Source organism: Pseudolabrys sp., assembly GCF_050250095.1.
Classification (GTDB): Bacteria; Pseudomonadota; Alphaproteobacteria; order Rhizobiales; family Xanthobacteraceae; genus Pseudolabrys.
Genome location: NZ_JBFWPH010000004.1, coordinates 268,327 through 287,778, shown reverse-complemented (window position 1 = coordinate 287,778; position 19,452 = coordinate 268,327). Strand labels below are relative to the sequence as shown.

General features: G+C 65.9%; 21 protein-coding genes. 8 read left to right on the top strand and 13 right to left on the bottom strand.

Going from position 1 to position 19,452, the window contains the following annotated elements; all coding sequences use genetic code 11:
- Window positions 1-2: 2 nt before the first annotated feature.
- From AB7F10_RS14355 to AB7F10_RS14345, 3 genes are read left to right on the top strand one after another with little or no spacing between them, the layout of a single operon-like run.
- Window positions 3-1,025: a branched-chain amino acid ABC transporter permease gene (locus tag AB7F10_RS14355; protein WP_428561894.1), complete on the top strand. Its 1,023-nt coding sequence runs from the start codon at window positions 3-5 to the stop codon at window positions 1,023-1,025.
- Window positions 1,022-1,759, top strand: a complete 738-nt coding sequence (locus tag AB7F10_RS14350) for an ABC transporter ATP-binding protein (protein ID WP_428561896.1) — start codon at window positions 1,022-1,024, stop codon at window positions 1,757-1,759. The genes AB7F10_RS14355 and AB7F10_RS14350 overlap by 4 nt, the downstream gene beginning before the upstream one ends.
- On the top strand, window positions 1,749-2,483 hold the full coding sequence (locus AB7F10_RS14345; protein ID WP_428561898.1) for an ABC transporter ATP-binding protein: 735 nt from the start codon (window positions 1,749-1,751) through the stop codon (window positions 2,481-2,483). The genes AB7F10_RS14350 and AB7F10_RS14345 overlap by 11 nt, the downstream gene beginning before the upstream one ends.
- Before the next feature lie 107 nt (window positions 2,484-2,590).
- Here the strand turns inward: AB7F10_RS14345 and AB7F10_RS14340 are convergent, their stop codons facing one another.
- The gene (locus AB7F10_RS14340) at window positions 2,591-3,868 is read right to left on the bottom strand and encodes an amino acid ABC transporter substrate-binding protein (RefSeq protein WP_428561900.1); all 1,278 of its coding nucleotides are present in this window, start codon (window positions 3,866-3,868) and stop codon (window positions 2,591-2,593) included.
- A gap of 88 nt (window positions 3,869-3,956) precedes the next feature.
- The gene (locus tag AB7F10_RS14335) at window positions 3,957-4,247 is read right to left on the bottom strand and encodes a DUF1330 domain-containing protein (protein ID WP_428561902.1); all 291 of its coding nucleotides are present in this window, start codon (window positions 4,245-4,247) and stop codon (window positions 3,957-3,959) included.
- A 128-nt stretch (window positions 4,248-4,375) separates the two neighbouring features.
- Here AB7F10_RS14335 and AB7F10_RS14330 point away from each other — a divergent pair, with 128 nt between their 5' ends.
- From AB7F10_RS14330 to AB7F10_RS14310, 5 genes are all read left to right on the top strand, one after another.
- Window positions 4,376-5,152 carry a cyclase family protein gene (locus AB7F10_RS14330; RefSeq protein ID WP_428561904.1) on the top strand — a complete coding sequence of 259 codons (777 nt, stop codon included), beginning with the start codon at window positions 4,376-4,378 and terminating at the stop codon, window positions 5,150-5,152.
- Between the two features lie 105 nt (window positions 5,153-5,257).
- Window positions 5,258-6,238 (top strand): Bug family tripartite tricarboxylate transporter substrate binding protein, encoded by a 981-nt coding sequence (locus AB7F10_RS14325; RefSeq protein ID WP_428561906.1) that lies wholly within the window; start codon window positions 5,258-5,260, stop codon window positions 6,236-6,238.
- Between the two features lie 64 nt (window positions 6,239-6,302).
- Window positions 6,303-6,749, top strand: a complete 447-nt coding sequence (locus tag AB7F10_RS14320) for a tripartite tricarboxylate transporter TctB family protein (RefSeq protein ID WP_428561908.1) — start codon at window positions 6,303-6,305, stop codon at window positions 6,747-6,749.
- A gap of 72 nt (window positions 6,750-6,821) precedes the next feature.
- Window positions 6,822-8,354 (top strand): tripartite tricarboxylate transporter permease, encoded by a 1,533-nt coding sequence (locus AB7F10_RS14315; protein WP_428561910.1) that lies wholly within the window; start codon window positions 6,822-6,824, stop codon window positions 8,352-8,354.
- Window positions 8,351-9,604, top strand: coding sequence for a M20 family metallo-hydrolase (locus AB7F10_RS14310; RefSeq protein ID WP_428561912.1), 1,254 nt, complete (start codon window positions 8,351-8,353; stop codon window positions 9,602-9,604). The genes AB7F10_RS14315 and AB7F10_RS14310 overlap by 4 nt, the downstream gene beginning before the upstream one ends.
- Here AB7F10_RS14310 and AB7F10_RS14305 read toward each other — a convergent pair.
- The 11 genes from AB7F10_RS14305 to AB7F10_RS14255 form a co-directional block, all read right to left on the bottom strand.
- Window positions 9,601-10,491 (bottom strand): amidohydrolase family protein, encoded by an 891-nt coding sequence (locus AB7F10_RS14305; RefSeq protein ID WP_428561914.1) that lies wholly within the window; start codon window positions 10,489-10,491, stop codon window positions 9,601-9,603. The genes AB7F10_RS14310 and AB7F10_RS14305 overlap by 4 nt on opposite strands.
- Window position 10,492: 1 nt before the next feature.
- Window positions 10,493-11,302: an SDR family NAD(P)-dependent oxidoreductase gene (locus AB7F10_RS14300; RefSeq protein ID WP_428561916.1), complete on the bottom strand. Its 810-nt coding sequence runs from the start codon at window positions 11,300-11,302 to the stop codon at window positions 10,493-10,495.
- Between the two features lie 31 nt (window positions 11,303-11,333).
- Window positions 11,334-12,305 (bottom strand): Bug family tripartite tricarboxylate transporter substrate binding protein, encoded by a 972-nt coding sequence (locus AB7F10_RS14295; protein ID WP_428561918.1) that lies wholly within the window; start codon window positions 12,303-12,305, stop codon window positions 11,334-11,336.
- A gap of 135 nt (window positions 12,306-12,440) precedes the next feature.
- The gene (locus tag AB7F10_RS14290) at window positions 12,441-13,367 is read right to left on the bottom strand and encodes a LysR family transcriptional regulator (RefSeq protein ID WP_428561920.1); all 927 of its coding nucleotides are present in this window, start codon (window positions 13,365-13,367) and stop codon (window positions 12,441-12,443) included.
- Between the two features lie 118 nt (window positions 13,368-13,485).
- A complete protein-coding gene (locus AB7F10_RS14285; protein ID WP_428561922.1) occupies window positions 13,486-14,058 on the bottom strand; it encodes an HdeD family acid-resistance protein in 573 nt (190 codons plus the stop codon).
- Between the two features lie 86 nt (window positions 14,059-14,144).
- Window positions 14,145-14,954 carry an alpha/beta fold hydrolase gene (locus AB7F10_RS14280; RefSeq protein WP_428561924.1) on the bottom strand — a complete coding sequence of 270 codons (810 nt, stop codon included), beginning with the start codon at window positions 14,952-14,954 and terminating at the stop codon, window positions 14,145-14,147.
- Entirely contained in the window at window positions 14,951-15,727 is a 777-nt protein-coding gene (locus AB7F10_RS14275) for an ABC transporter permease (protein WP_428561926.1), read from the bottom strand. The genes AB7F10_RS14280 and AB7F10_RS14275 overlap by 4 nt, the downstream gene beginning before the upstream one ends.
- A complete protein-coding gene (locus tag AB7F10_RS14270; protein WP_428561928.1) occupies window positions 15,724-16,518 on the bottom strand; it encodes an ABC transporter permease in 795 nt (264 codons plus the stop codon). Before AB7F10_RS14270 ends, AB7F10_RS14275 begins: the two co-directional genes overlap by 4 nt.
- A gap of 4 nt (window positions 16,519-16,522) precedes the next feature.
- Entirely contained in the window at window positions 16,523-17,503 is a 981-nt protein-coding gene (locus AB7F10_RS14265; RefSeq protein ID WP_428561930.1) for an ABC transporter substrate-binding protein, read from the bottom strand.
- Complete coding sequence (locus AB7F10_RS14260) at window positions 17,500-18,291, bottom strand: ABC transporter ATP-binding protein (protein WP_428561932.1); 792 nt, start codon at window positions 18,289-18,291, stop codon at window positions 17,500-17,502. Before AB7F10_RS14260 ends, AB7F10_RS14265 begins: the two co-directional genes overlap by 4 nt.
- Before the next feature lie 143 nt (window positions 18,292-18,434).
- On the bottom strand, window positions 18,435-19,316 hold the full coding sequence (locus AB7F10_RS14255; protein ID WP_428561934.1) for a DUF2189 domain-containing protein: 882 nt from the start codon (window positions 19,314-19,316) through the stop codon (window positions 18,435-18,437).
- Window positions 19,317-19,452 lie beyond the last annotated feature (136 nt).

Below are 19,452 nucleotides of genomic sequence, written 5' to 3'. Positions count from 1 at the left end.
CCATGCGCACACCTCTCTTCGTCCTGATCTGGGCCATCGTCGGCGTCGCGCTCTATCTCGTGTTCGAGATTTTCGGCAACGACTACCTGTTCTTCGCCGGCTACATCGTCCTGCAATACATCGTGCTCGCGACCGCCTGGAACATTCTTGGCGGCTATTGCGGCTACGTGAACTTCGGTTCCGCCGGCTTCTTCGCGCTCGGCGCCTATACGGGCGTGTTCCTTTACACCGTCGGCCAGGGCGTCGACGACTTCGGGACCGACGGCTTCGGCGCGCTGATGCACCTCATCTTCCCGCTGCCGGTCCCGATCATCATGGTCGTCGGCGGCATCGTCGCCGGCCTGGTCGGTCTCGGCACCGGCTACCTGACGCTGCGGCTGCGCGGGGTGTTCTTCGCGATCGCGACGCTCGCGCTCGCCGTTGTGCTGGAAACGCTGATCATCAACTGGCCCTATGTCGGCGGCTCGCGCGGCGCCTATATCATCCCGCCGAGCGAGATCCCGATCTTCGGGCCTTATGTGCAGTTCCTGTTCGCGCTGATGATCGTGCTGGTGATCTTTTCCCTCACCGTGGCGCGGCTGATCGAGCGCTCCCGCCTCGGCTACGGCTTCGCCACCATTCGCGACGACGAGCTCGCCGCCGAAGCCTGCGGCGTGCCGACGCTGCGCCTCAAGCTGGTCGCGACGACGATTTCCGGCGCGCTGATGGGCATGGCCGGCGCGCCGTTCCCCTTCTATATCGGCTATGTCGAGCCGGCCTCCGCCTTCAACCTGTCCTACGCGGTCAATTCGATCGCGATGCCGATGATCGGCGGCACCACGAGCTGGATCGGTCCGCTGGTCGGCGCCGTCCTGCTCGGCAGCCTCCAGCAGCTCGCGACCGTGACGATCTCCTCGGCGGTCAACCTGCTGATCGTCGGCCTGCTGCTGATCGGCTTCGTGATCGTCGCGCCGAACGGCATCGTCGGCCTCTTCCAGGACTGGTGGCGCAAACGCTCCCGTAAATCCGGGGAGGCCAAGCCATGACGGCACCGATCCTCCAGATCTCTGGCGTCGGCAAGCGGTTCGGCGGCTTCGTCGCCCTCGACGGCGTCAATTTCGACGTCGCCCAGGGCGAGCGCGTCGGCCTGATCGGGCCGAACGGCTCCGGCAAGAGCACGCTCGTCAATTGCATCTGCGGCACGCTGCAGAACGAGACCGGCACCGTCACGTTCGGCGGCCGGGCGATGAACGGCCTCGTCGCGCACGAGCGCACCCATCTCGGCCTCGCCCGCAGCTTCCAGCTGCCCCGCCCCTTCGTCAGCATGAGCGTCGCCGACAACATCCGCGTGCCGCTGATGTATACGGTCGCGACCCGCAGCGGACACCATCTGTCGCACTCGGAATTGGGCGACCACTGCCACGAGCTTTTGAAGCTGGTGGCGCTGGAGGCCAAGGCCGGCCATCGCGTCCAGGATCTGACGCAGGTGGAGATGCGCAAGCTGGAACTGGCCCGCGCCGTCGCCGCCGAGCCGAAGCTGCTGATCGCCGACGAATCGATGGCCGGCCTGTCGCATTCCGAGGTCGAGGACATCGTCTCGCTGCTGCTTCAGCTCAACGAGCGCGGCATCACCATCATCATGATCGAGCACATCATGCGCGCGGTGATGCGGTTCTCGCAGCGCCTCGTCGTGCTGGTTTCCGGCAAGAAGATCGCCGACGGCGAGCCGCAAGCCGTCGTCCAGGAACCCGAAGTCGTGAGGGCGTATCTTGGCCAGTAGCAGCATCCGGTTGGAAGGCGTCCACGCCGCCTACGGTTCCGTGCGGGTCATCCACGACGTCTCGATCCGCGTCGACTCCGGCGAGACCGTCGCCCTGCTCGGCACCAACGGCAACGGCAAGTCGACGCTCATCAAATGCATCATGGGCATCGTTCCGCCGGCGGAAGGCCGCATCGTCGCGGAGATCGACGGCGTCGAGCACAACCTCGTCGGCATGACGACCGAGCAGATCGTCGATCTCGGCATCGCGCTGGTGCCGGAAGGCCGCCGCCTGTTCCCCCGCCAGACCGTCGAGGAAAATCTTTATCTCGGCGCGTCGCGCGCCAAGGCCCGCGCCAATATCAAGCAGAACCTCGACTTCTGCTTCGAAACCTTCCCGCGCCTTGCCGAGCGGCGCGGCCAGCTTGCCGGCTCGATGTCGGGCGGCGAGCAGCAGATGCTGGCGCTCGCGCGCGCGCTGATGCTGTCGCCGCGCATCCTGCTGATCGACGAGCCGTCGGTCGGCCTCGCTCCGGTGCTGGTCTCGCGCACCATCGACGCGATCAAGCAGCTCAAGGACCACTACAACCTGACGGTTCTGATGGCCGAGCAGAACTTCACCCAGGCGCTGCGCATCGCCGATCGCGGCTATGTCATCGTGCACGGCCATATCGAGTTCGAAGGCCGCTCGGCCGAGGAACTCAACAACAACGACCTGATCCGGAAATTCTATCTCGGCATGTGAGCCGCGCCATTGCGGCGCGGCCCGCCGCGGACTCTTTCTATATCTTCCGGCAAAACAAAACGGCGCGGGATTGCTCCCGCGCCGTCTTTATTCAACCCAAGCGCCGCTTATTTCACGGCCTTCTCGTAGGGATAGACCACGTCGCCGGTCTTCAGGCTCGGTGGGTAGATCACGTTCTGGTAGCTCATGCCGCGCCAGGTCTCGAGGTCCGCCTTGTCGTTGATGTCGTGGTACTGCACGGCCATCATGCGGCTCTCGGCCCACTCGCCCTTCTTGCCGAACTTGATCGGACCCATCACGGTCTTGAAGGTGCCCTTGCGCAGCGCGTCGGCGACCTTGTTGTCGTCGAGACTCTTGGCGGCCTTCACGGCATCGCCGAGAACCTGGAACTGCGCGTAGCCCCAGCCGCCGAGATAGTAGCCGAGCGCATCGACGCCGGCCGCCTTGGCGCGCGACTGATACTCCTTGAAGAAGGCATCGGTGCCTTCGTACATCTGCTTCTTGTCCGGCACCCAGGTCTCGTAATTGACGATGCCGTTCAGCTTGCCCTTCAGCTTGTCCTTGAACACCGTGGCCTGCAGGCCGACCAGCGCGCCGCCGAACAGCTTCGGCTTGAGGCCGCTTTCAGAGGCCGCCTGCACGATGCCGACCGAGTCGAGCGGATAGGCGCAGACCGCAACAAGATCGGCATTCACCGCCTTCAGCGCCTGGACGATCGGCGCGAAGTCGGTGGTCTTCGGCGGCGGCGGATAGGCCTTGTCGTAGACAATCTTGAAGCCGTACTTCTTCGCATTGGCGCGCGCGCCTTCGCAAGCGTTCTGCGAGAACTCCGCGTCGGCATAAGCCAACGCAACGGTCTGCGGCTTCGGCTTCTGCGCGGCAGCAACCGCAAAGAAGCCCTCGGTGAACGAGCCCTTGGTGTCCTGCCCGGTCGGAATGATCGAGAAGTACTTCGGATATTTGAACTTGTTATTCACGTCGAGGCCGAACAGGCTGATGAAGGTCTTGCCCTTGCGGATCACGACCGGCATCGCGGGCGCGATCTGGTTGGTGGCGTAGCCGCTAACCACGAGATCGACTTTGTCAACGTCGAGCAGCTTGGTGTAGATGCCGGGCACTTCGGCGGGCGAGCTCTTGTCGTCGTAATAGACAAGCTCGACCGGACGGCCGTCGATCAATCCGCCCGACTTGTTGATCTGGTCGCGCCAGATTTCGGCGCCAAGCAGCGCCTGCTTGCCGTTCGGCGACAGGAACCCGGTCAGCGACTGGGCAAAGCCGACCTTGATCGGCTTTTTATCCTGCGCGTTCGCCGCGCTTGCGACCATCGCTACGCCCGCCGCAACGGCGAGCCCGGCGACAGCACCGGTTTTCAGGAAACGAAGCATTACGATCCTCCCTTATTTGCTCTCGTTTTGTTGTATTCTAAGCGGATTCAATGGCCAGAGGCTAGGCCCCGCGCCGCCTTTGCCGCCCTCAGGCGCCCTCGACCATGATGGTCTCGACCTCGCCCGCCCCACTCCGGCGAAACGCCGCAGCACGCTCGTATTCAGGCGAGGTGAAACAGGCCACGCCCTGCTCGAAAGTCGGAAACTCAAGAACCACGAAGCGCTGAAACTTGTCGGGGCCCTCCATGATCTGAAACTTGCCGCCGCGCGCCAGAACCTTGCCGCCGAACTTGGCGAGGATGGCCGGAACAAGATCGGTATATTTCTTGTACTCGACCGGATCGTTGATCTTCGAGCGCGCGACCCAATACGCAGGCATGCAGGGACCCTCCTAGACACATCGATGACTGTCACTCAGATTAGCGGCGATCGTCCCACCGGAGTGGGCAGCGATCTCGCAACGCGAAGACTACAACACAACGAATGCGGTCGGGAGGAAAACAGGTCATGGCGCGCAAACTGATCGACATCTCGATCCCGCTCGAAAACGACGTCGCCGCCGATCCGCCGGGCTACGGCCCGCAGATCGAATATCTCGATCACGAGCAGACAGCGGGCGACGTGCTGAAATTCTTCCCCGGCCTGAAAAAAGAAGATCTGCCGGACGGCGAGGGCTGGGGCTTCGAATGGGTGCGGCTCTCGACGCACTGCACCACGCATCTCGACGCGCCTTATCATTTCGCCTCGACGATGGACGGCGGCAAGCGCGCCGCCACCATCGACGAGATTCCGCTCGACTGGTGCCTGCAGCCCGGTGTGAAGCTCGACTTCCGGCACTTCGCCGACGGCTATGTCGCGACCGCGCAGGACGTCGAAGCCGAATTGAAGCGCATCGGCCACACTCTTTCGCCGCTTGAAATTGTGCTGGTGAATACGTCGGCGGGGACCGCCTATGGCCAGCCGGATTATGTCTCGCGCGGCTGCGGCATGGGACGCGAGGCGACGCTCTATCTGCTGGAGCGCGGCGTGCGCGTCACCGGCATCGACGGGTGGAGCTGGGACGCGCCCTTCGTGCACACCAGGGAACGCTGGCTCAAGACGCACGATCCCGGGATCATCTGGGAAGGCCATCGTGCCGGACGCGACATCGGCTATTGCCACATCGAGAAACTCCACAATCTCGAAAACCTGCCGGCGAGCGGCTTCATGGTGAGCTGCTTTCCGGTCAAGGTTCGCGGCGGCTCGGCCGGATGGACGCGCGCGGTGGCGATCGTCGATGCGTGAGGCTTTATCGCTTGTGGCTGCCCACACGCGGCGATAGCATTTGGCATAAAGACAAGAAGCCGGTGTGCCGCCGGCCACAGCGTACAAAAACAATGGGAGGATCTCGTGGACCGACGTCACTTCGTCGCCGGTACCGCTGCGGCCGCCGCAGCGCTTGCCGTTCGCCCTGGTTTCGCGCAGGGCGCCTATCCGACGCATGCCATCACACTCGTCAATCCGTTCCCGCCGGGTGGCGCCGCCGACAAGGTGGGCCAGCCGCTGAAGGCTGTGCTTGAGCCGGTTCTCAAGCAGCCGGTCATCATCGAGACCAAATCCGGAGCCGCCGGCGCCGTCGGCGCGCAATACGCCGCCTCCGCGAAACCGGACGGCTACACGCTGCTGCTACACATCACCTCGATCTCCGGCTTCGCCGAGGTCGACAAGCTGTTCGGCCGCACGCCGAAATTCACCACCGCCGATTTCATCCCGATCGCCCGCTATGTCGCCGATCCTTGCGCGCTGCTGGTCAATGACCAGACGCCCTACAAGACGCTCAAGGAATTCGTCGAGGACGCCAAGAAGCGGCCGGACGAAATCGTGTTCTCGTCGTCGGGCCTTTACGGCGCGCTGCACATCCCGATGGCGCAGTTCATGCAAAAGGCCGGCATCAAGATGCGCCACCTGCCGACGCGCGGCGGCGGCCCGGCGCTGACTGCCTTCCTCGGCAACAATGCGCAGTGCCTCGTCTCGTCGATCTCCGCGGCGATGACGCAGATCAAGGCCGGCAAGGCAAAACCGCTCGCCATGTTCGGCGGCAAGCGCTCGAAGGCGCTGCCCGACGTGCCGACCATGAAGGAGCTGGGCTACGACCTCGAATATTATCTCTGGGTCGGCTTGTTCGCGCCGAAGGGCACGCCGGACAACGTCATCAAGGTGATGCGCGAGGCTTCCGACAAGGCCGCGCATACCGACGCGTTCAAGACCGCGATGACCAATCTCGGCCAGGAACTCGACTACATGGATCAGCCTGAATTCGCCAAGTTCTGGGCGAGCGATGCCGCCAAGATCGAAGCGGCGGTCCGCTCGATCGGCAAGCAGCAGGGCTGATGACTTCACGACCGCTCCCCGTGCCGCCGGCGCGGGGAGCGCCCTTCCCGCATGGACGACACTCATGAAGCTGCAGGCCGATCATGTGGCGGGAGGCTTTTTCGTCGCGCTTGGCGCGATCGTGATCGCGCTCAGCGGCGACCTGCCGTTCGGCCAGACCTCGATGCCGGGCGCCGGCTTCATGCCGATCCTGATCGCGGTGCTGCTCATCGTGTTCGGCGCGGCGCTGGTGCTGCGCGCCCGCGAAGGCCGCACGTTTTCCGAAATCGACTGGGAGGATGGCCGCCACGCCGCGCAGGTTCTGGCGATCACCATCGTCGCCATCGCGCTCTATGCGACGCTCGGCTTCATCATCACGATGATCCTGATGATGGTGGCGCTGCTCGTCATCATCGAGCGCCGCAATATCCTGCGCGCGGGCGTCTACAGCGTCGCCGTCGTGGTCGCGACCTATGCGGTCTTCGTCTACGTGCTGCAATCGCCGTTGCCCGGCGGCATTCTCGGCTATTAGGAACGCGCATGATCCCGAAAAGCGGGCACCGGTTTTCGGATCAGATCGTGCGAAAATTAAAATAGGACTCCCGTGGAAAGCACCCTCATCAGCCTTGCCCACGGATTTTCCGTCGCGCTGCAATTCGACAATCTCTGGTACGCCTTTATCGGCTGTCTCGTCGGCACGCTGGTCGGCGTGCTGCCGGGCATCGGCCCCTTGTCCGGCATCTCGATCCTGCTGCCGGTGACCTTCGGCCTCAACGCCACGCAGGCCGTCATCATGCTCGCGGGCATTTATTATGGCTCGCAGTATGGCGGCTCGACCACCTCGATCCTGATGCGCATCCCCGGCGAAGCCTCCTCGGTGATGACCTGCATCGACGGCAACGCGATGGCGAAGAAAGGCCGCGCCGGCGCCGCGCTCTGCATCGCGGCGGTCGGCTCCTTCGTCGCCGGCACCTTCGGCATTCTGGTGCTGACGGTGATCGCGCCGCCGCTCGCAACCATCGCGCTGAAATTCGGCCCGCCGGAATACACCGCCTTGCTCGTGATGGGCCTGATCTTCCTCGCCTACATGTCCTCGACCTCGCTGGTGCGCACGCTCGCCATGGCCGCGCTCGGCCTGATGCTCGGCATGATCGGCATCGACAACATGACCGGCCATTTCCGCTACTCGTTCGATCTCAACGAGCTGGGCGACGGGTTGAGCATCGTGCCGGTCGCGGTCGGCCTGTTCGGCCTCGGCGAGATCCTGTCCACGCCGAGCCACAAGATTACCGGCGACGTCATCTCGCCGAAGTTCCGCGAACTGCTGCCGACCAAACAGGAATGGCGCGAGGCAAGCTGGCCGATCGCGCGCGGCAGCGTGCTCGGCTTCATCATCGGCATCATCCCCGGCTCCGCGCACATCATTTCAAGCTTCCTGTCCTATGCGCTGGAACGCCGCCTCTCGAAGACCCCCGAGCAGTTCGGCAAGGGCGCGGTCGCCGGCGTCGCGGGACCGGAATCCGCCAATAATTCGGCCTCTACCGGCGCCTTCGTGCCGATGCTGGCGCTCGGCATCCCGACCGGGCCGATCACCGCCGTGCTGATCGGCGCGCTGATGATCCACGGCGTGCCGGCAGGTCCGCAGCTCGTCACCGAGCACCGCGACCTGTTCTGGGGCTTCGTCGCCTCGATGTATGTCGGCAACGTGATGCTGCTGCTGCTCAACCTGCCGCTGGTCAGCGTGTTCGTGAGCGTGCTGCGCATCCCCTACACGTATCTCTATCCGCTCATCATCATGTTCTGCATCGTCGGCGTCTACGAGGTGAACCACTCGACCGTCGACATCTGGATCATGATCATCATGGGCGCGCTCGGCTATGCGCTGCGCAAATTCGACTTCGATCCCGCGCCGCTAGTGCTCGGCCTCGTCATCGCGCCGCTGTTCGAGCAGAGTCTGCGCCAGTCGCTCATCATGTCGGCCGGCCACTACGCGATCTTCTTCACCCGTCCGATCGCCTGCGGTCTTTTGATCGTCAGCGCGGTGCTGCTCGCAGCCGCGGCCTTCTCCTTCTTCTTCAAGCGCAAGGACTGGCGCGACCAGCTCGCCGAGGCCGAAGCCGGTGAGGGCCAGCCATGAAGAACCTGCGGATCGACCCCGAACGGCTCTGGGACGATCTGATGGATACGGCCCGGATCGGCGCCACGTCCAAGGGCGGCATCTGCCGCCTCACCCTCACCGATCTCGACCGGCAGGTGCGCGACTGGTTCAAGGCGCGCGCAGAGGCGCTTGGCTGCACCGTCACCGTCGACGACATGGGCTGCATGTTCGCGCGGCGGCCCGGCCAGCGCGACGACATTCCGCCGATCGGCATGGGCAGCCATCTCGACACCCAGCCGACCGGCGGCAAGTTCGACGGCACGCTCGGCGTGTTCGCCGCGCTCGAGGCGCTGCGCACGCTGCATCTCGCCGGCTACGAAACCTTCGCGCCGATCGAGGTCATCAACTGGACCAACGAGGAAGGCTCGCGCTTCACCCCGGCCATGATGGCCTCCGGAGTGTTCGCCGGCGTGTTCGAGCGAGACTGGGCGGCGGCGCGGGCCGACCGCGGCGGCGAAACCTTCGGTGCGGCGCTCGAGGCCATCGGCTATCGCGGCCCGGAGAAATGCGGTCAGCACCGGCTGTCGGCCTTCTTCGAAGTCCATATCGAGCAAGGCCCCTATCTCGAGGCCGAGGCCAGGGACATCGGCGTCGTCACCGGCGTCCAGGCGATGCGCTGGTACGAGGCGACGGTGACCGGCCAGGACACCCACGCCGGCACCACGCCGATGCCGCGCCGTCACGACGCGTTGCTCGCCGCCGCGCGCATGGTCGAGGCGGTCAATGCCGCCGCGCTCAGGCGCCCCACCGCGGTCGGCACCGTCGGCCTGCTCGAAGTCAAGCCCGGCTCGCCGAACGTGGTGCCCGGCGAGGTGTTTTTCACCATCGACCTGCGCGATCCCGACCCCGCCGTGCTCGACGCCATCGCGAACGACATCGACGAGGCGGCGAAGCAGATTGCCGGCGGGCTCGGCGTCGGCATCGCGGTGAAGAACATCTGGACGCAGCCGCCGCAGCCGTTCCACCCGGATTGCATCGCCGCGGTGCGCGAGGGCGCGCGCGTGTCCGGCCTCTCCACCCGCGACATGATCTCAGGCGCCGGCCACGACGCCGCCTACATCGCCCGCGTCGCGCCCTCCGCGATGATCTTCGTGCCGTGCAAGGACGGCATCAGCCACAACGAGGCGGAATATTCATCCAAGGAACAATGCGCGGCCGGCGCGCAGGTGCTGTTGCAGGCCGTGCTCGACTACGACCGGACGCTGGCGGACAGGTTCGGCAAAGCCTAACCGTTACCGAATCCGAACAGCCGCGCCGGATTGTCGACCATCATCTTGCGGCGGCCTTCTTCATCGGGCGCGATTGTCGCGATCAGATCGACCAGATCGCCGTCGTTCGGCACCGCCGTATGGTTGGGATGCGGCCAGTCCGAGCCCCACACCACGCGGTCCGGCGCGTGCTCGACCAGCGTCCGCGCGAACGGCACCGCGTCGCGGTAGGGATAGGCCTCGCGGCTGATGCGGTCGGTCCCCGACAGCTTGACCCAGACATTGCCGCGGTCGAGCAGCCGCCGCAGCGCCACAAAGGCCGCGCCGTCGAGACCCTCGCGCACGTCGATACGGCCGATATGGTCGATCACCACCGGCGCATCGATCCCGGCGATGAACTCGTACTGCTCCAGCACACCCTTGCCGCCGACATGGATGGCGACATGCCAGCCGAGCGGCGCGACTTTCGCGATCACGGCGCGGATGTCATCGGCCGGCGTCGGCGCGCCGAGATGCGAGAAGAAGTGAAACCGCACGCCGCACATGCCGGCCGCGTCGTAGCGCGCGATGTCGGCATCCGGCGTATCGGGGGTGAGCAGGCCCACCGCCCGATAGCGCCCCTGCCCGGCCGCGAGCAGGTCGAGCACGACCGCATGATCGCTGCCGTGGCAGGCCGACTGGACGAACACGCCGCGCGCGATGCCGAGCGTCCGGTGCAGCGCGAACAGGGCCTCCTTGGGCGCATCCTGCGGCGTGAAGGTCCGCTGCGGCGAGAACGGAAACACCGCGCGCGGGCCGAACACATGGAAATGCGCATCGCAGGCGAGCGGCGGCAGCGTGAGGGCCGGCGTCCGCGGATCGGGATCCGGCGGCAGGCAGGCCGGCGCATCGTCGCCGCGTGCGATCATATCAGTCGCATCGCGCCGTCATGCCGCCATCGACGACGATTTCGGTGCCGGTGATGAAACGGGCCTCGTCGGAAGCGAGAAACAGCGCGGCATGCGCGGTGTCGCGGCCGTCGCCCATGAAGCCGAGCGGAATACGGGCGACCCGCTGCTTCAGCAGTTCATCGACGTCGCCGCCCGCGCGCTGCTTCGCCAGCCGCGCCTCGACCATCGGCGTATGCATCTGCCCCGGCACCACCGTGTTCACGCGAATGCCGCCGCTCGCATATTGCACGGCGGTGACGCGCGAGAACTGGATGATCGCGGCCTTGGACGCGGCATAACCGACCTGCGGCGAGCCGGTATAGCGGGTGCCGGAGGTCGATGAGGTGTTGACGATGGCACCGCCGCCCTGCGCCAGCATCGCCGGAATGACATGGCGGCAGGTGAGGAAGACGCTCTTGAGATTATAGTCGAGCTGACTGTCCCAGGCCGCCTCGCTGAGTTCGGCGGCGCCGCCCGGCGCCGAGCCTCCCACATTGTTGACGAGAATATCGACCCGCCCGAACTGCGCGCGGCAGGCCTCGACCATCGCCTTCACCGAAGCATCGTCGAGCACGTCGCAGACATGCGTGGCGACACCGCCGTGCTCGCGGGCGCGCTCGGCCGTTTCCGCCATCGCCTCCGCGCTCTTGTCGACCGCAAAGACCTTGGCGCCTTCGCGGGCGAACAGCACGGCGGCGGCGCGGCCGTTGCCCCAGCCGGGGCCGACGCAGCCGGCCCCGGTGACGATGGCGACCTTTCCGGCGAGGCGGCCGGCCAATGACGGAGACATGGATGAAAAACCTGGCCGCGCTCCGGTCAGCCTACTTCGTGGTGGGGACGCCGGCGTCCTTGATCACCTTCGCCCATTTCTTGGTTTCCTTGTCGATGAAGGCACGGAATTCATCCGGCGAGCCGCCCGGCAGCGAGGCGCCGAGCTTGCCGAGCTTGTCCTTCACCGAAGGATCCTTCAGCGCCTCGACCGCCGCCTTGTTGAGCACGGCAATCACCTCAGGCGGCGTCTTCGCCGGCGCGACCATGCCGTACCAGTTCTCGGTCTGCAGGTCGGGCATCCCGACCTCGACCGTCGTCGGCACATTCGGCGCGCTCGGCACCCGCTTGGTGGTGCCGATCGCGATCGGCTTCAGCTTGCCGGCCTCGATCTGCGGCAGCAGCACCGGCAGATCGAGGAACACCATCTGCACCTGCTGGCCGAGCAGGTCGTTCACCGCGGGCGCGGCGCCGCGATAGGGCACATGGACGATGTCGATCTTGGCGGTGAGCTTGAACAGCTCGCCCGCGAGATGCGGCAGGCTGCCCGAGCCGGACGACGCGAAGTTCAGCTTGCCCGGCTTTTCCTTCGCCAGCGCCACCAGCTCCTTCATGTTGCTGGCGGGAACGCTGGTCGCGACCACCAGCATTTCCGGAACCGTGGCAACGAGCGTGATCGGTGCAAGATCCTTCAGCGTGTCGTAGGCGATCTTCTGCATGCTCGGGCTGATGGCGAGAGCGCCCGCGCTGGTCACGCCGATGGTGTAGCCGTCGGGCGCCGCCTTCGCGACCGCGTCGGTGCCGAGCACGCCGCCCTGCCCGCCGCGGTTTTCGATGATGATGGTCTGCTTGAGGATCTCCGACATGCGCTGGCTGAGCGTCCGCGCGATGATGTCGTTCGGCCCGCCGGCCGGGAACGGCACGACGAGCTTGATCGTCTTGCTCGGAAACGTCTCGGCGGCGGCAAGCCCCGGAAGGGCGAGACCGCACAACGCGGCCAGAAGTGCTTTGAGAATGATGTTCACAACGATCCTCCCGTTTCGACAGTCGCAACCGGTCTGACGCCGGCCTTCGCGATCGAACAAGGCTAAAGCACCGCAAAGACGCTGAAAAGTTCGCTGGCGATACTATTTCGGCATGGCGGCGGGACCGCGCCGCTGTCAGCAAAGCCTGGTGCCGACCCACTCCCCGTCGCGCACCAGTTCCCGGCAGACATCGCGGAGGATGTCGAATCCGCCCCGGAGATGCGGCAGGTTCGGCTCGCCGCGCAGCGTCACCACATTGACCATCGTGAGCAGCGCGGGCCGCACGATCGGATAGGCGCGAAGCCGATGGCGGCTCACTTCATCCTGCACGGCCGCGTAAGTGAGGATCGTGTAGCCGAGCCCCTCCTCCACCATCGCCTTCGCGAAGGCGACGCTGTCGACCTCGAGCTTGATCCGCAGCCTCACGCCGTGTTCGAGCGCGGCGTTCTCGACCAGCCGGCGATTGTTATGCGCCACGCTCGGCAGGATCAGCGGCAGATCGGCGAAGTCGCGAATACGGAACTGCCGGGGCTGCGCCTTGCTGCGCACCGGCGGCCCGATCACCATCATGCGCTCGGTCAAAACCGGCGTGATATCAAGCGATTCGAGGTGCGGCGGATTATGCAGGATCGCGATATCGAGCCGCTTTTCCAGCAGCCATTCCTGCAGCGAACTGGTGACGCCCTCCACCATGTGCAGCGCCGTCTGCGGCCAGGCCTGCTGAAACCGCGCCACGAAGGGCGGCGTCAGAATGCGCCCCGCCGCCGGCGGCACGCCGAGCACCAGCCGGCCGCCCTGCGGCGCGCGATCCTCTTTGATCTCCTCGCGCGTCTGATGGACGAGATGGGCAATTGCCTCCGCGCGCTCGAGCAGCAGCGAGCCGGCCGGGCTCAACCGCACGCCGCGACCGTGCCGGGTAAACAGCGGAACACCCAGCTCGCGTTCGAGCTGCCGGATCTGCCGGCTCAGCGCCGGCTGGGCGAGACGCAGCTCCTGCGCCGCGCGGCTTACGCTGCCGGCGCGCGCGACGCGCATGAAGTGCCGCAGATGCTTGAATTCCATCGATGGCTCGCGCCCTGCTATACCAATACGGCATAGCTTAGGGCGCGGCCCGCATGGCGTCAAAGCGCCGTTCTGCGGACCTGCGCTCGGAAACAGCCGGCGGGGCGATGACGGACGCTCAGGCGCCCTTGCGTGCGCCGAGCGCCATCGCGACCAGCGCCGCGCCGCCGAAGATCATGTTGATGCCGACCAGCAGGCCGACCGCCCAGGCCGCCGTGCTCGGCAGGCCGGCGAAAATCATCGCCGCCAGCACGAGGTCGACGATGCCGCTGACCAGCAGCCAGCCCCAGCGCGGCGTGTTGCGATGGCTCGTCGCATACATGATCGAGGCGATGCCCTCGACCACGAAGAACGCGATCAGCACCAGCGTCAGCGAGAAAGCGCCGGTCACCGGCCGCGCCAGCAGCATGCCGCCGACCAGGATGGCGAGCGCCGCCGAGATAAGCGACCACCAGAAGCCGGGCGCCGCCCGCATCATCCATGTCGTGTAGAGGCCGATCACGCCGGAGATCAGGAACAGCCAGCCGAGCACCAGCGTCACGGTGAGCGTCGCCAACGGCGGCGCGATCACGGCGATGCCGCCGAGGATCAAGAGCACGATGCCTTCGATGAGAAACAGCTTCCAGTGCTCGCGCAGCGCGGTCTCGACCGCAGCCTGGGCTTTTTCGATACCGCCGGGATCGATCGACATGACTACCTCCGTACGCCGACGCCGCGACGCGGGCGATACCGCGCCCGGCATGGCGGTATTATAGCGTGGCCGGGGCGCGGTGGCGATTACGCCCCTGCCGCGCGAATGAAATCGATTGCCACGGCGTTAAATTCCGCGGGCTTTTCGATGTTCACCAGATGCCCGGCGTCGGGAACGATCGACAGTTTGGCGCCGGGGATAAGCGCGGCGAGCTCGCGCGCCATCTCGGGCGTCGTCAGCTTGTCATCGCCGCCGCAGATCACATGCGTCGGCACCTTGATGCTGCCGAGACTGCCGCCGTGATCGCCCATCACCGAGGCTTCGATGCTCTTGATGTAAGACTCCTTGTGCAGCCTCGACATGCTGTCGACCAGCTTGTCGAACGCCTCCTTCGGCGCCTTCGACCCGATCAGCGTCTTCGCCACCGGCCCGGCAATGTCCTTCGGCTCCGCGCCGTTGACGAGCGGCTCCTTGCGGATGCGGATGAACTCGCGCTTCTTCTCGTCGGAGAAATGCGCGAAGCCCTGATGGGTGTCGCATAATGTCAGCGTCAGCAGCCGGTCGGGATAGCGCGCCGCGAAGTCCATCGCGATCCGCCCGCCCATCGACAGGCCGACGATATGCGCGCGGCGCGCCTTGAAATGGTCGAGCACCCGCGCGAGGTCGTCGGCATAAGCGGTGAACTTCAGCGGCCCCTCGTAGTCATCGCTCTCGCCGTAGCCGCGCGCATCCCATGCCACCGCATGCCAGTACTGGGCGAAGGCGCCGATATTGTCGTGCCAGTTGCGCTTGTTGCCGCCGATGCCATGCAGGAATACCAGCAGGTCGCCCTGCCCGGCATGATCGACGGCAATCATCGGCGACGGCGGGATGCGAACGGTCGTCCACGAGCTCATGATGCTAAACCCCGGTTTTTCGAGAAGGCGCGCGCCAGCGGCGCAAGAACGAAACCGTCGACGACGAAGACGACGATGACGATGACGAAGCAGCAGGCAAACACCATCGCCGCGTTGGCGGTCGATTGCGCCTGCAACAGGAGATAGCCGAGCCCGGACTGCGCGCCGAACAGTTCGGCGACCAGCGCGATCTTCCAGCAGATGCCGTAGGAGATCCGCAGGCCGGCGGCGAGGAACGGCATCACCAGCGGCAGCGTCATGCGGGTAAAGCGCCGCCAGGGATTGCGGCTGAGGCTGCGGCCCAGTTCCTCCAGCTCGGCATCGATGTTGCGGAAGCCTTCCAGCGCGTTCGTCAGGCAAAACGGCAGCACGATCGCCGTTTCGATGAAGATCACGGTCGGGTTGGAGACGCCGAACCAGATCACACCGAGGATCGCCCAGCCGACCGACGGAAAGCTGTTCAGCACCAGTAGCACGCGCCGTTCCAGCACGGCCTGCACGTTCGGGGAGCGGCGCGCCAGCATCGCCAACAACACCGACAGCACCAGCGCCAGCAGCACCGCCACCGCGACGCGGCCGAAGCTGATCGCCAGATGGATCAGCAGGGACGGGTCGACCGCGAAGCTGGCGACCGCGGCGGCGACCGTCGCGGGCCCCGGCAACACGAAGGCCGGCAGCCCCTTCGCGGTCAGCCACCAGCCCAGCACGGCCAGCAGCACCGCGCTCTCGGCGAGGCCGTGCTGCGCCAGTCGCGATGGTTCCCGCCCGGTCACGCGCCGTATCTCCGGTCGAGCCGCCGCTGCAGCGGGCGGAAGATGAAAGTCTCCATGCAGGCGACGAACAGCAGGATGAACACGATCACCGAGAAGATCGTCTCGGTATCGAACTCCTGCCGCGCCACGTTGAGCATGTAGCCGACGCCGGCGTTACCGCCGAACAGCTCCGCCGTCAGCGTCACCTTCCAGGCGACGCCGAAGCTGATGCGCAGCGCCGCGAAGGCGTAAGGCACCAGCATCGGGATCACGACCTTGACGAGCCGCCGCACCGGCGACCGCGTCAGGCTGAGGCCGAGCTCCATCAGCTCGCGATCGAGTTCCTCGAGGCCGGCGCGCAGATTGATCGCCGCGAACGGGATCAGGATCATCGTGACGGCGAACACCACCGTCACGTCGTCGATGCCGAACCACAGGATGCCGAGAAACAGCCAGCCAATGCCCGAGAAGGCGTTGAGGAAGGGCGTCAGCCGCGAGTCGATCAGCAAACGCGCGGCCGGCACGAAATGCGCCACGAATGCGAGAACCGCACCGATCACGAAGGCGATCGCGATAGCGCAAACGACATGCCCGAGCGAAATGCCGAGCTGGATCGCCTGCAGCGGGTCGGTGACGAAGCCGAGCATCCGGCGCGCCACTACATCCGGTCCCGGCACCTGATAGGCCGGAACCAGCAGCGAATAGACGAACCAAGCGAGCAGCACGGCCGCGGTGAAACCGTGCAGGACGAGCGCCCGCCCCGCCTGCCGTGGCGGCGAAGCGGACGCCCTGTCGACTGTGACTTCGGTCACCGCCTCAGTTCTTGACCGCCAGCGCCCACACGGTCTCCTTGACCGGCGGCGCGCTCTTCAGGATGTCGAGGTCGATCGCGCGCTTCCACAGCAGATCGATCGCCTTCATGTCGTCGGCGGTGAGATCGACGGGAAATTCCGAGAAGCGGGTGAACCACACCTTGAAGAACTCCGGGTCGGTCTTGGTTTCGGCGCCAACCGCCTTGAACACCTCGTCCTGATGGTTGAGCGCGTATTGCTCCGACGCCTTCAACACCCGCAGGAACTCCTTGTAGTCCTCGGGGTGGGCGTCGAGCTTTTCGCCGTAGCCGGCATGCACCGCCGAAACCATGCGCAAGCCATACTTCTTGGTGAGGTCGCCCGCGATCTGCGCGATCGGGACGAATTCGCCGGTCTGCATCGCCTTGAACGCCTGGGCGTGGATCAGCGTCGCGGCGTCGAGGCTGCCGGACGCAAGCGCCGCCGGCAGCGCCGGGGCCGGGGTTTCGATGAATTCGAGGTCGCCGCCGCGCACCGCGACGTTGAGCCCGTAGACATCGGCAAGCGCAATGCGCACCAGCGTGATGCCTGCCGAGCCGAGCGAGTAGACGCCGAGCTTCTTGCCCTTGAGGTCCTTCACGCTTTTGATCGGGCTGTCCTTCTTCACCCAGATGCCGGCGCCCTCGCCGGAGGCGTGGTAGCGCAGGCCGGTGCCGATGATGCGCAGATCGAGGCCGCGGGCGCGGGCGCGCGGGATCGCCATCGCCGCCGTCTGCACCACGTCGTAGGTCTTGGCCGCGGTCGCCTGGATCAGCGCCGGGATCTGCAGCGCGGTGGCTTCGATCTTGATCTTGTCCGATTTCACCTTGCCGTGCTTGAGCGCCCACATCGCGGCCTCGTGCGAGGGGTCCGCCAGATAGGCGAACTTGATTGTCGTCTCCGCCGACGCCGCGGCCGGCATCGCCACGACGATTGCGAGCAGCGCCCGCATCAGCCAGGTCTTCATTGTTTCTCCTCCACCGTGTTGTTTTCTATCGTTGCAAAGGCGTCGAGCAGCGCGCGGCGCATGGCGCGCAATTCGGGATCGTTGTCGACCTGTCGCGGCCGCGCCGCCGTCACCGTGACGGCTTCCACGACCCGCGACGGCTTGCCGGACAGCACGATGATGCGGTCCGCGAGGAACAGCGCCTCGTCGACATCGTGGGTTACGAACACCACGGTCTTGGCGGTCTCCTGCCACAGTTCCACGAGCTGCTGGCGCAGTCGCACCCGCGTGGTCGGGTCGAGCGCCGAGAACGGCTCGTCGAGCAGGATGATATGCGGATCGAGCGCGAGCGCCCGCGCCAGCGCGACGCGCTGGCGCTCGCCGCCGGACAGCATCGCCGGCATCTTGTGCGCGTCGGCGGCGAGCCCGACACGGGCGAGCTGCCGCGCCGCCCGGGCACGGCGCTCGGCAACCGGCATCGTCGGATCGCGCATTTCGAGGCCGAAGGCGGCGTTGTCGAGCGTGTCTTTCCAGGGCAACAGCCGCGGCGACTGAAAGACATAGGCAAGGCGCTCCCAGCTCTCGCCGGGCGTGCGGCCCTCGACCGTCACCGTGCCCTCGTTCACCGGAATGAGATCGCCGATCAGCCGCAGCGCCGTCGACTTGCCGCAGCCGGAGGGGCCGAGCAGGCAGACGAATTCGCCGCTGCCGACGTCGAAACTCAGATTGTCGTAGATCGCCACGCCGCCGAGCTGCAGCCGGACATCGGACAATGCAATGGCACGCTCGCCAATAGCACGCTCGGACATGGGTTATCCATTCCGGCTGATGTCAGCCGTTCAATTACTTTAAACCTAAAATTCCGGCTTCGGGTTTGTCAACCGGGCGCGCGAATGCGGCGCGCCTTGCAGCGCGCCGCTTTCACGATGCCGACAACGTGCGGGGCGTCTCTCTACCGCCAGCGGATCAGGTTGACCGGAAAATCGGCGGCGTAGCGCCGTTCCTTCGGCGGCGGCCGGTGTTCCGGACGCGGGCTTCCGACCGGATCGACCAGCTTGCGATAGAGATGCCATGTCGCATGGCCGAGCACCGGCATCACCACCGTCAGCCCGAGAAAGAAGGGCAGCGAGCCCATCAGCAGCAGCGCCGCGACGATGAAGCCCCACGCCGCCATCACCACCGGATTGGCGGCGACCGCGCGGATCGAGGTCGACAGCGCGACCGCGGCGCCGACGTCGCGGTCGAGCAGCAGCGGAAACGACACCACGCCGAGCGTGAGCGCCACCACCGCGAAGCAGAAGCCGACCGCGTTCCCGATCACGATCATCGACCAGCCGGCCTTGGTGGCGAACAGGTCGACGATGAAACCTTCGATCGTCGCCGGCTGCGCATAGCCGAAATGGGCGATATAGATCGCATGCGCGACGGCGAGCCAGAGGCCGAACACCGCGAACAGCATGAACGCCAGCGTCAGGATCGCGCCGATCGACGACGACTGCACGACGTCGAAGGCGTTGGCGACCGACACCGGCAGGCCCGCCTCGCGCCGCCGGCTCATCTCGTAAAGTCCGAGCGCCGCGACCGGCCCGACCAGCGCGAAGCCGGCCGCGATCGGGTAGATCAGCTCGAACACCGGATAGCCGAAAGCGAGCCGCGCGAGCACGAAGCCGAGCACCGGATAAATGACGCACAGGAACATGGCGTGCGTCGGCATCGCCATGAAGTCGTCGAAGCCCTTCGACAACGCATCCTTGAGATCGGCGAAGCCGATGCGGCGCACGTCGATATGCGCGGGCGCGGTGCCGATGCCGAGCAGAAGATGGGAATGAGCCATGAGCGGTCTCCCTTCGCTTTCAGCGTTGGGTGGCCCAATGGCGCAAGGACAATCGAAGTGCCTGCGTTCGCCGGCCCTCGGATTGTTGCCCCATGAGCCACGACTGCGCCCAGCCTAGCACGCCCGCCGAGTCGGC

What these genes read in the sequence shown, in the direction of transcription:
- AB7F10_RS14355 (WP_428561894.1), top strand. Translation starts at nt 3, where the DNA reads ATGCGCACACCTCTCTTCGTCCTGATCTGGGCCATCGTCGGCGTCGCG.
- AB7F10_RS14350 (WP_428561896.1), top strand. Translation starts at nt 1,022, where the DNA reads ATGACGGCACCGATCCTCCAGATCTCTGGCGTCGGCAAGCGGTTCGGC.
- AB7F10_RS14340 (WP_428561900.1), bottom strand. Translation starts at nt 3,868, where the DNA reads ATGCTTCGTTTCCTGAAAACCGGTGCTGTCGCCGGGCTCGCCGTTGCG.
- AB7F10_RS14335 (WP_428561902.1), bottom strand. Translation starts at nt 4,247, where the DNA reads ATGCCTGCGTATTGGGTCGCGCGCTCGAAGATCAACGATCCGGTCGAG.
- AB7F10_RS14330 (WP_428561904.1), top strand. Translation starts at nt 4,376, where the DNA reads ATGGCGCGCAAACTGATCGACATCTCGATCCCGCTCGAAAACGACGTC.
- AB7F10_RS14320 (WP_428561908.1), top strand. Translation starts at nt 6,303, where the DNA reads ATGAAGCTGCAGGCCGATCATGTGGCGGGAGGCTTTTTCGTCGCGCTT.
- AB7F10_RS14310 (WP_428561912.1), top strand. Translation starts at nt 8,351, where the DNA reads ATGAAGAACCTGCGGATCGACCCCGAACGGCTCTGGGACGATCTGATG.
- AB7F10_RS14305 (WP_428561914.1), bottom strand. Translation starts at nt 10,491, where the DNA reads ATGATCGCACGCGGCGACGATGCGCCGGCCTGCCTGCCGCCGGATCCC.
- AB7F10_RS14300 (WP_428561916.1), bottom strand. Translation starts at nt 11,302, where the DNA reads ATGTCTCCGTCATTGGCCGGCCGCCTCGCCGGAAAGGTCGCCATCGTC.
- AB7F10_RS14290 (WP_428561920.1), bottom strand. Translation starts at nt 13,367, where the DNA reads ATGGAATTCAAGCATCTGCGGCACTTCATGCGCGTCGCGCGCGCCGGC.
- AB7F10_RS14285 (WP_428561922.1), bottom strand. Translation starts at nt 14,058, where the DNA reads ATGTCGATCGATCCCGGCGGTATCGAAAAAGCCCAGGCTGCGGTCGAG.
- AB7F10_RS14280 (WP_428561924.1), bottom strand. Translation starts at nt 14,954, where the DNA reads ATGAGCTCGTGGACGACCGTTCGCATCCCGCCGTCGCCGATGATTGCC.
- AB7F10_RS14265 (WP_428561930.1), bottom strand. Translation starts at nt 17,503, where the DNA reads ATGAAGACCTGGCTGATGCGGGCGCTGCTCGCAATCGTCGTGGCGATG.
- AB7F10_RS14260 (WP_428561932.1), bottom strand. Translation starts at nt 18,291, where the DNA reads ATGTCCGAGCGTGCTATTGGCGAGCGTGCCATTGCATTGTCCGATGTC.
- AB7F10_RS14255 (WP_428561934.1), bottom strand. Translation starts at nt 19,316, where the DNA reads ATGGCTCATTCCCATCTTCTGCTCGGCATCGGCACCGCGCCCGCGCAT.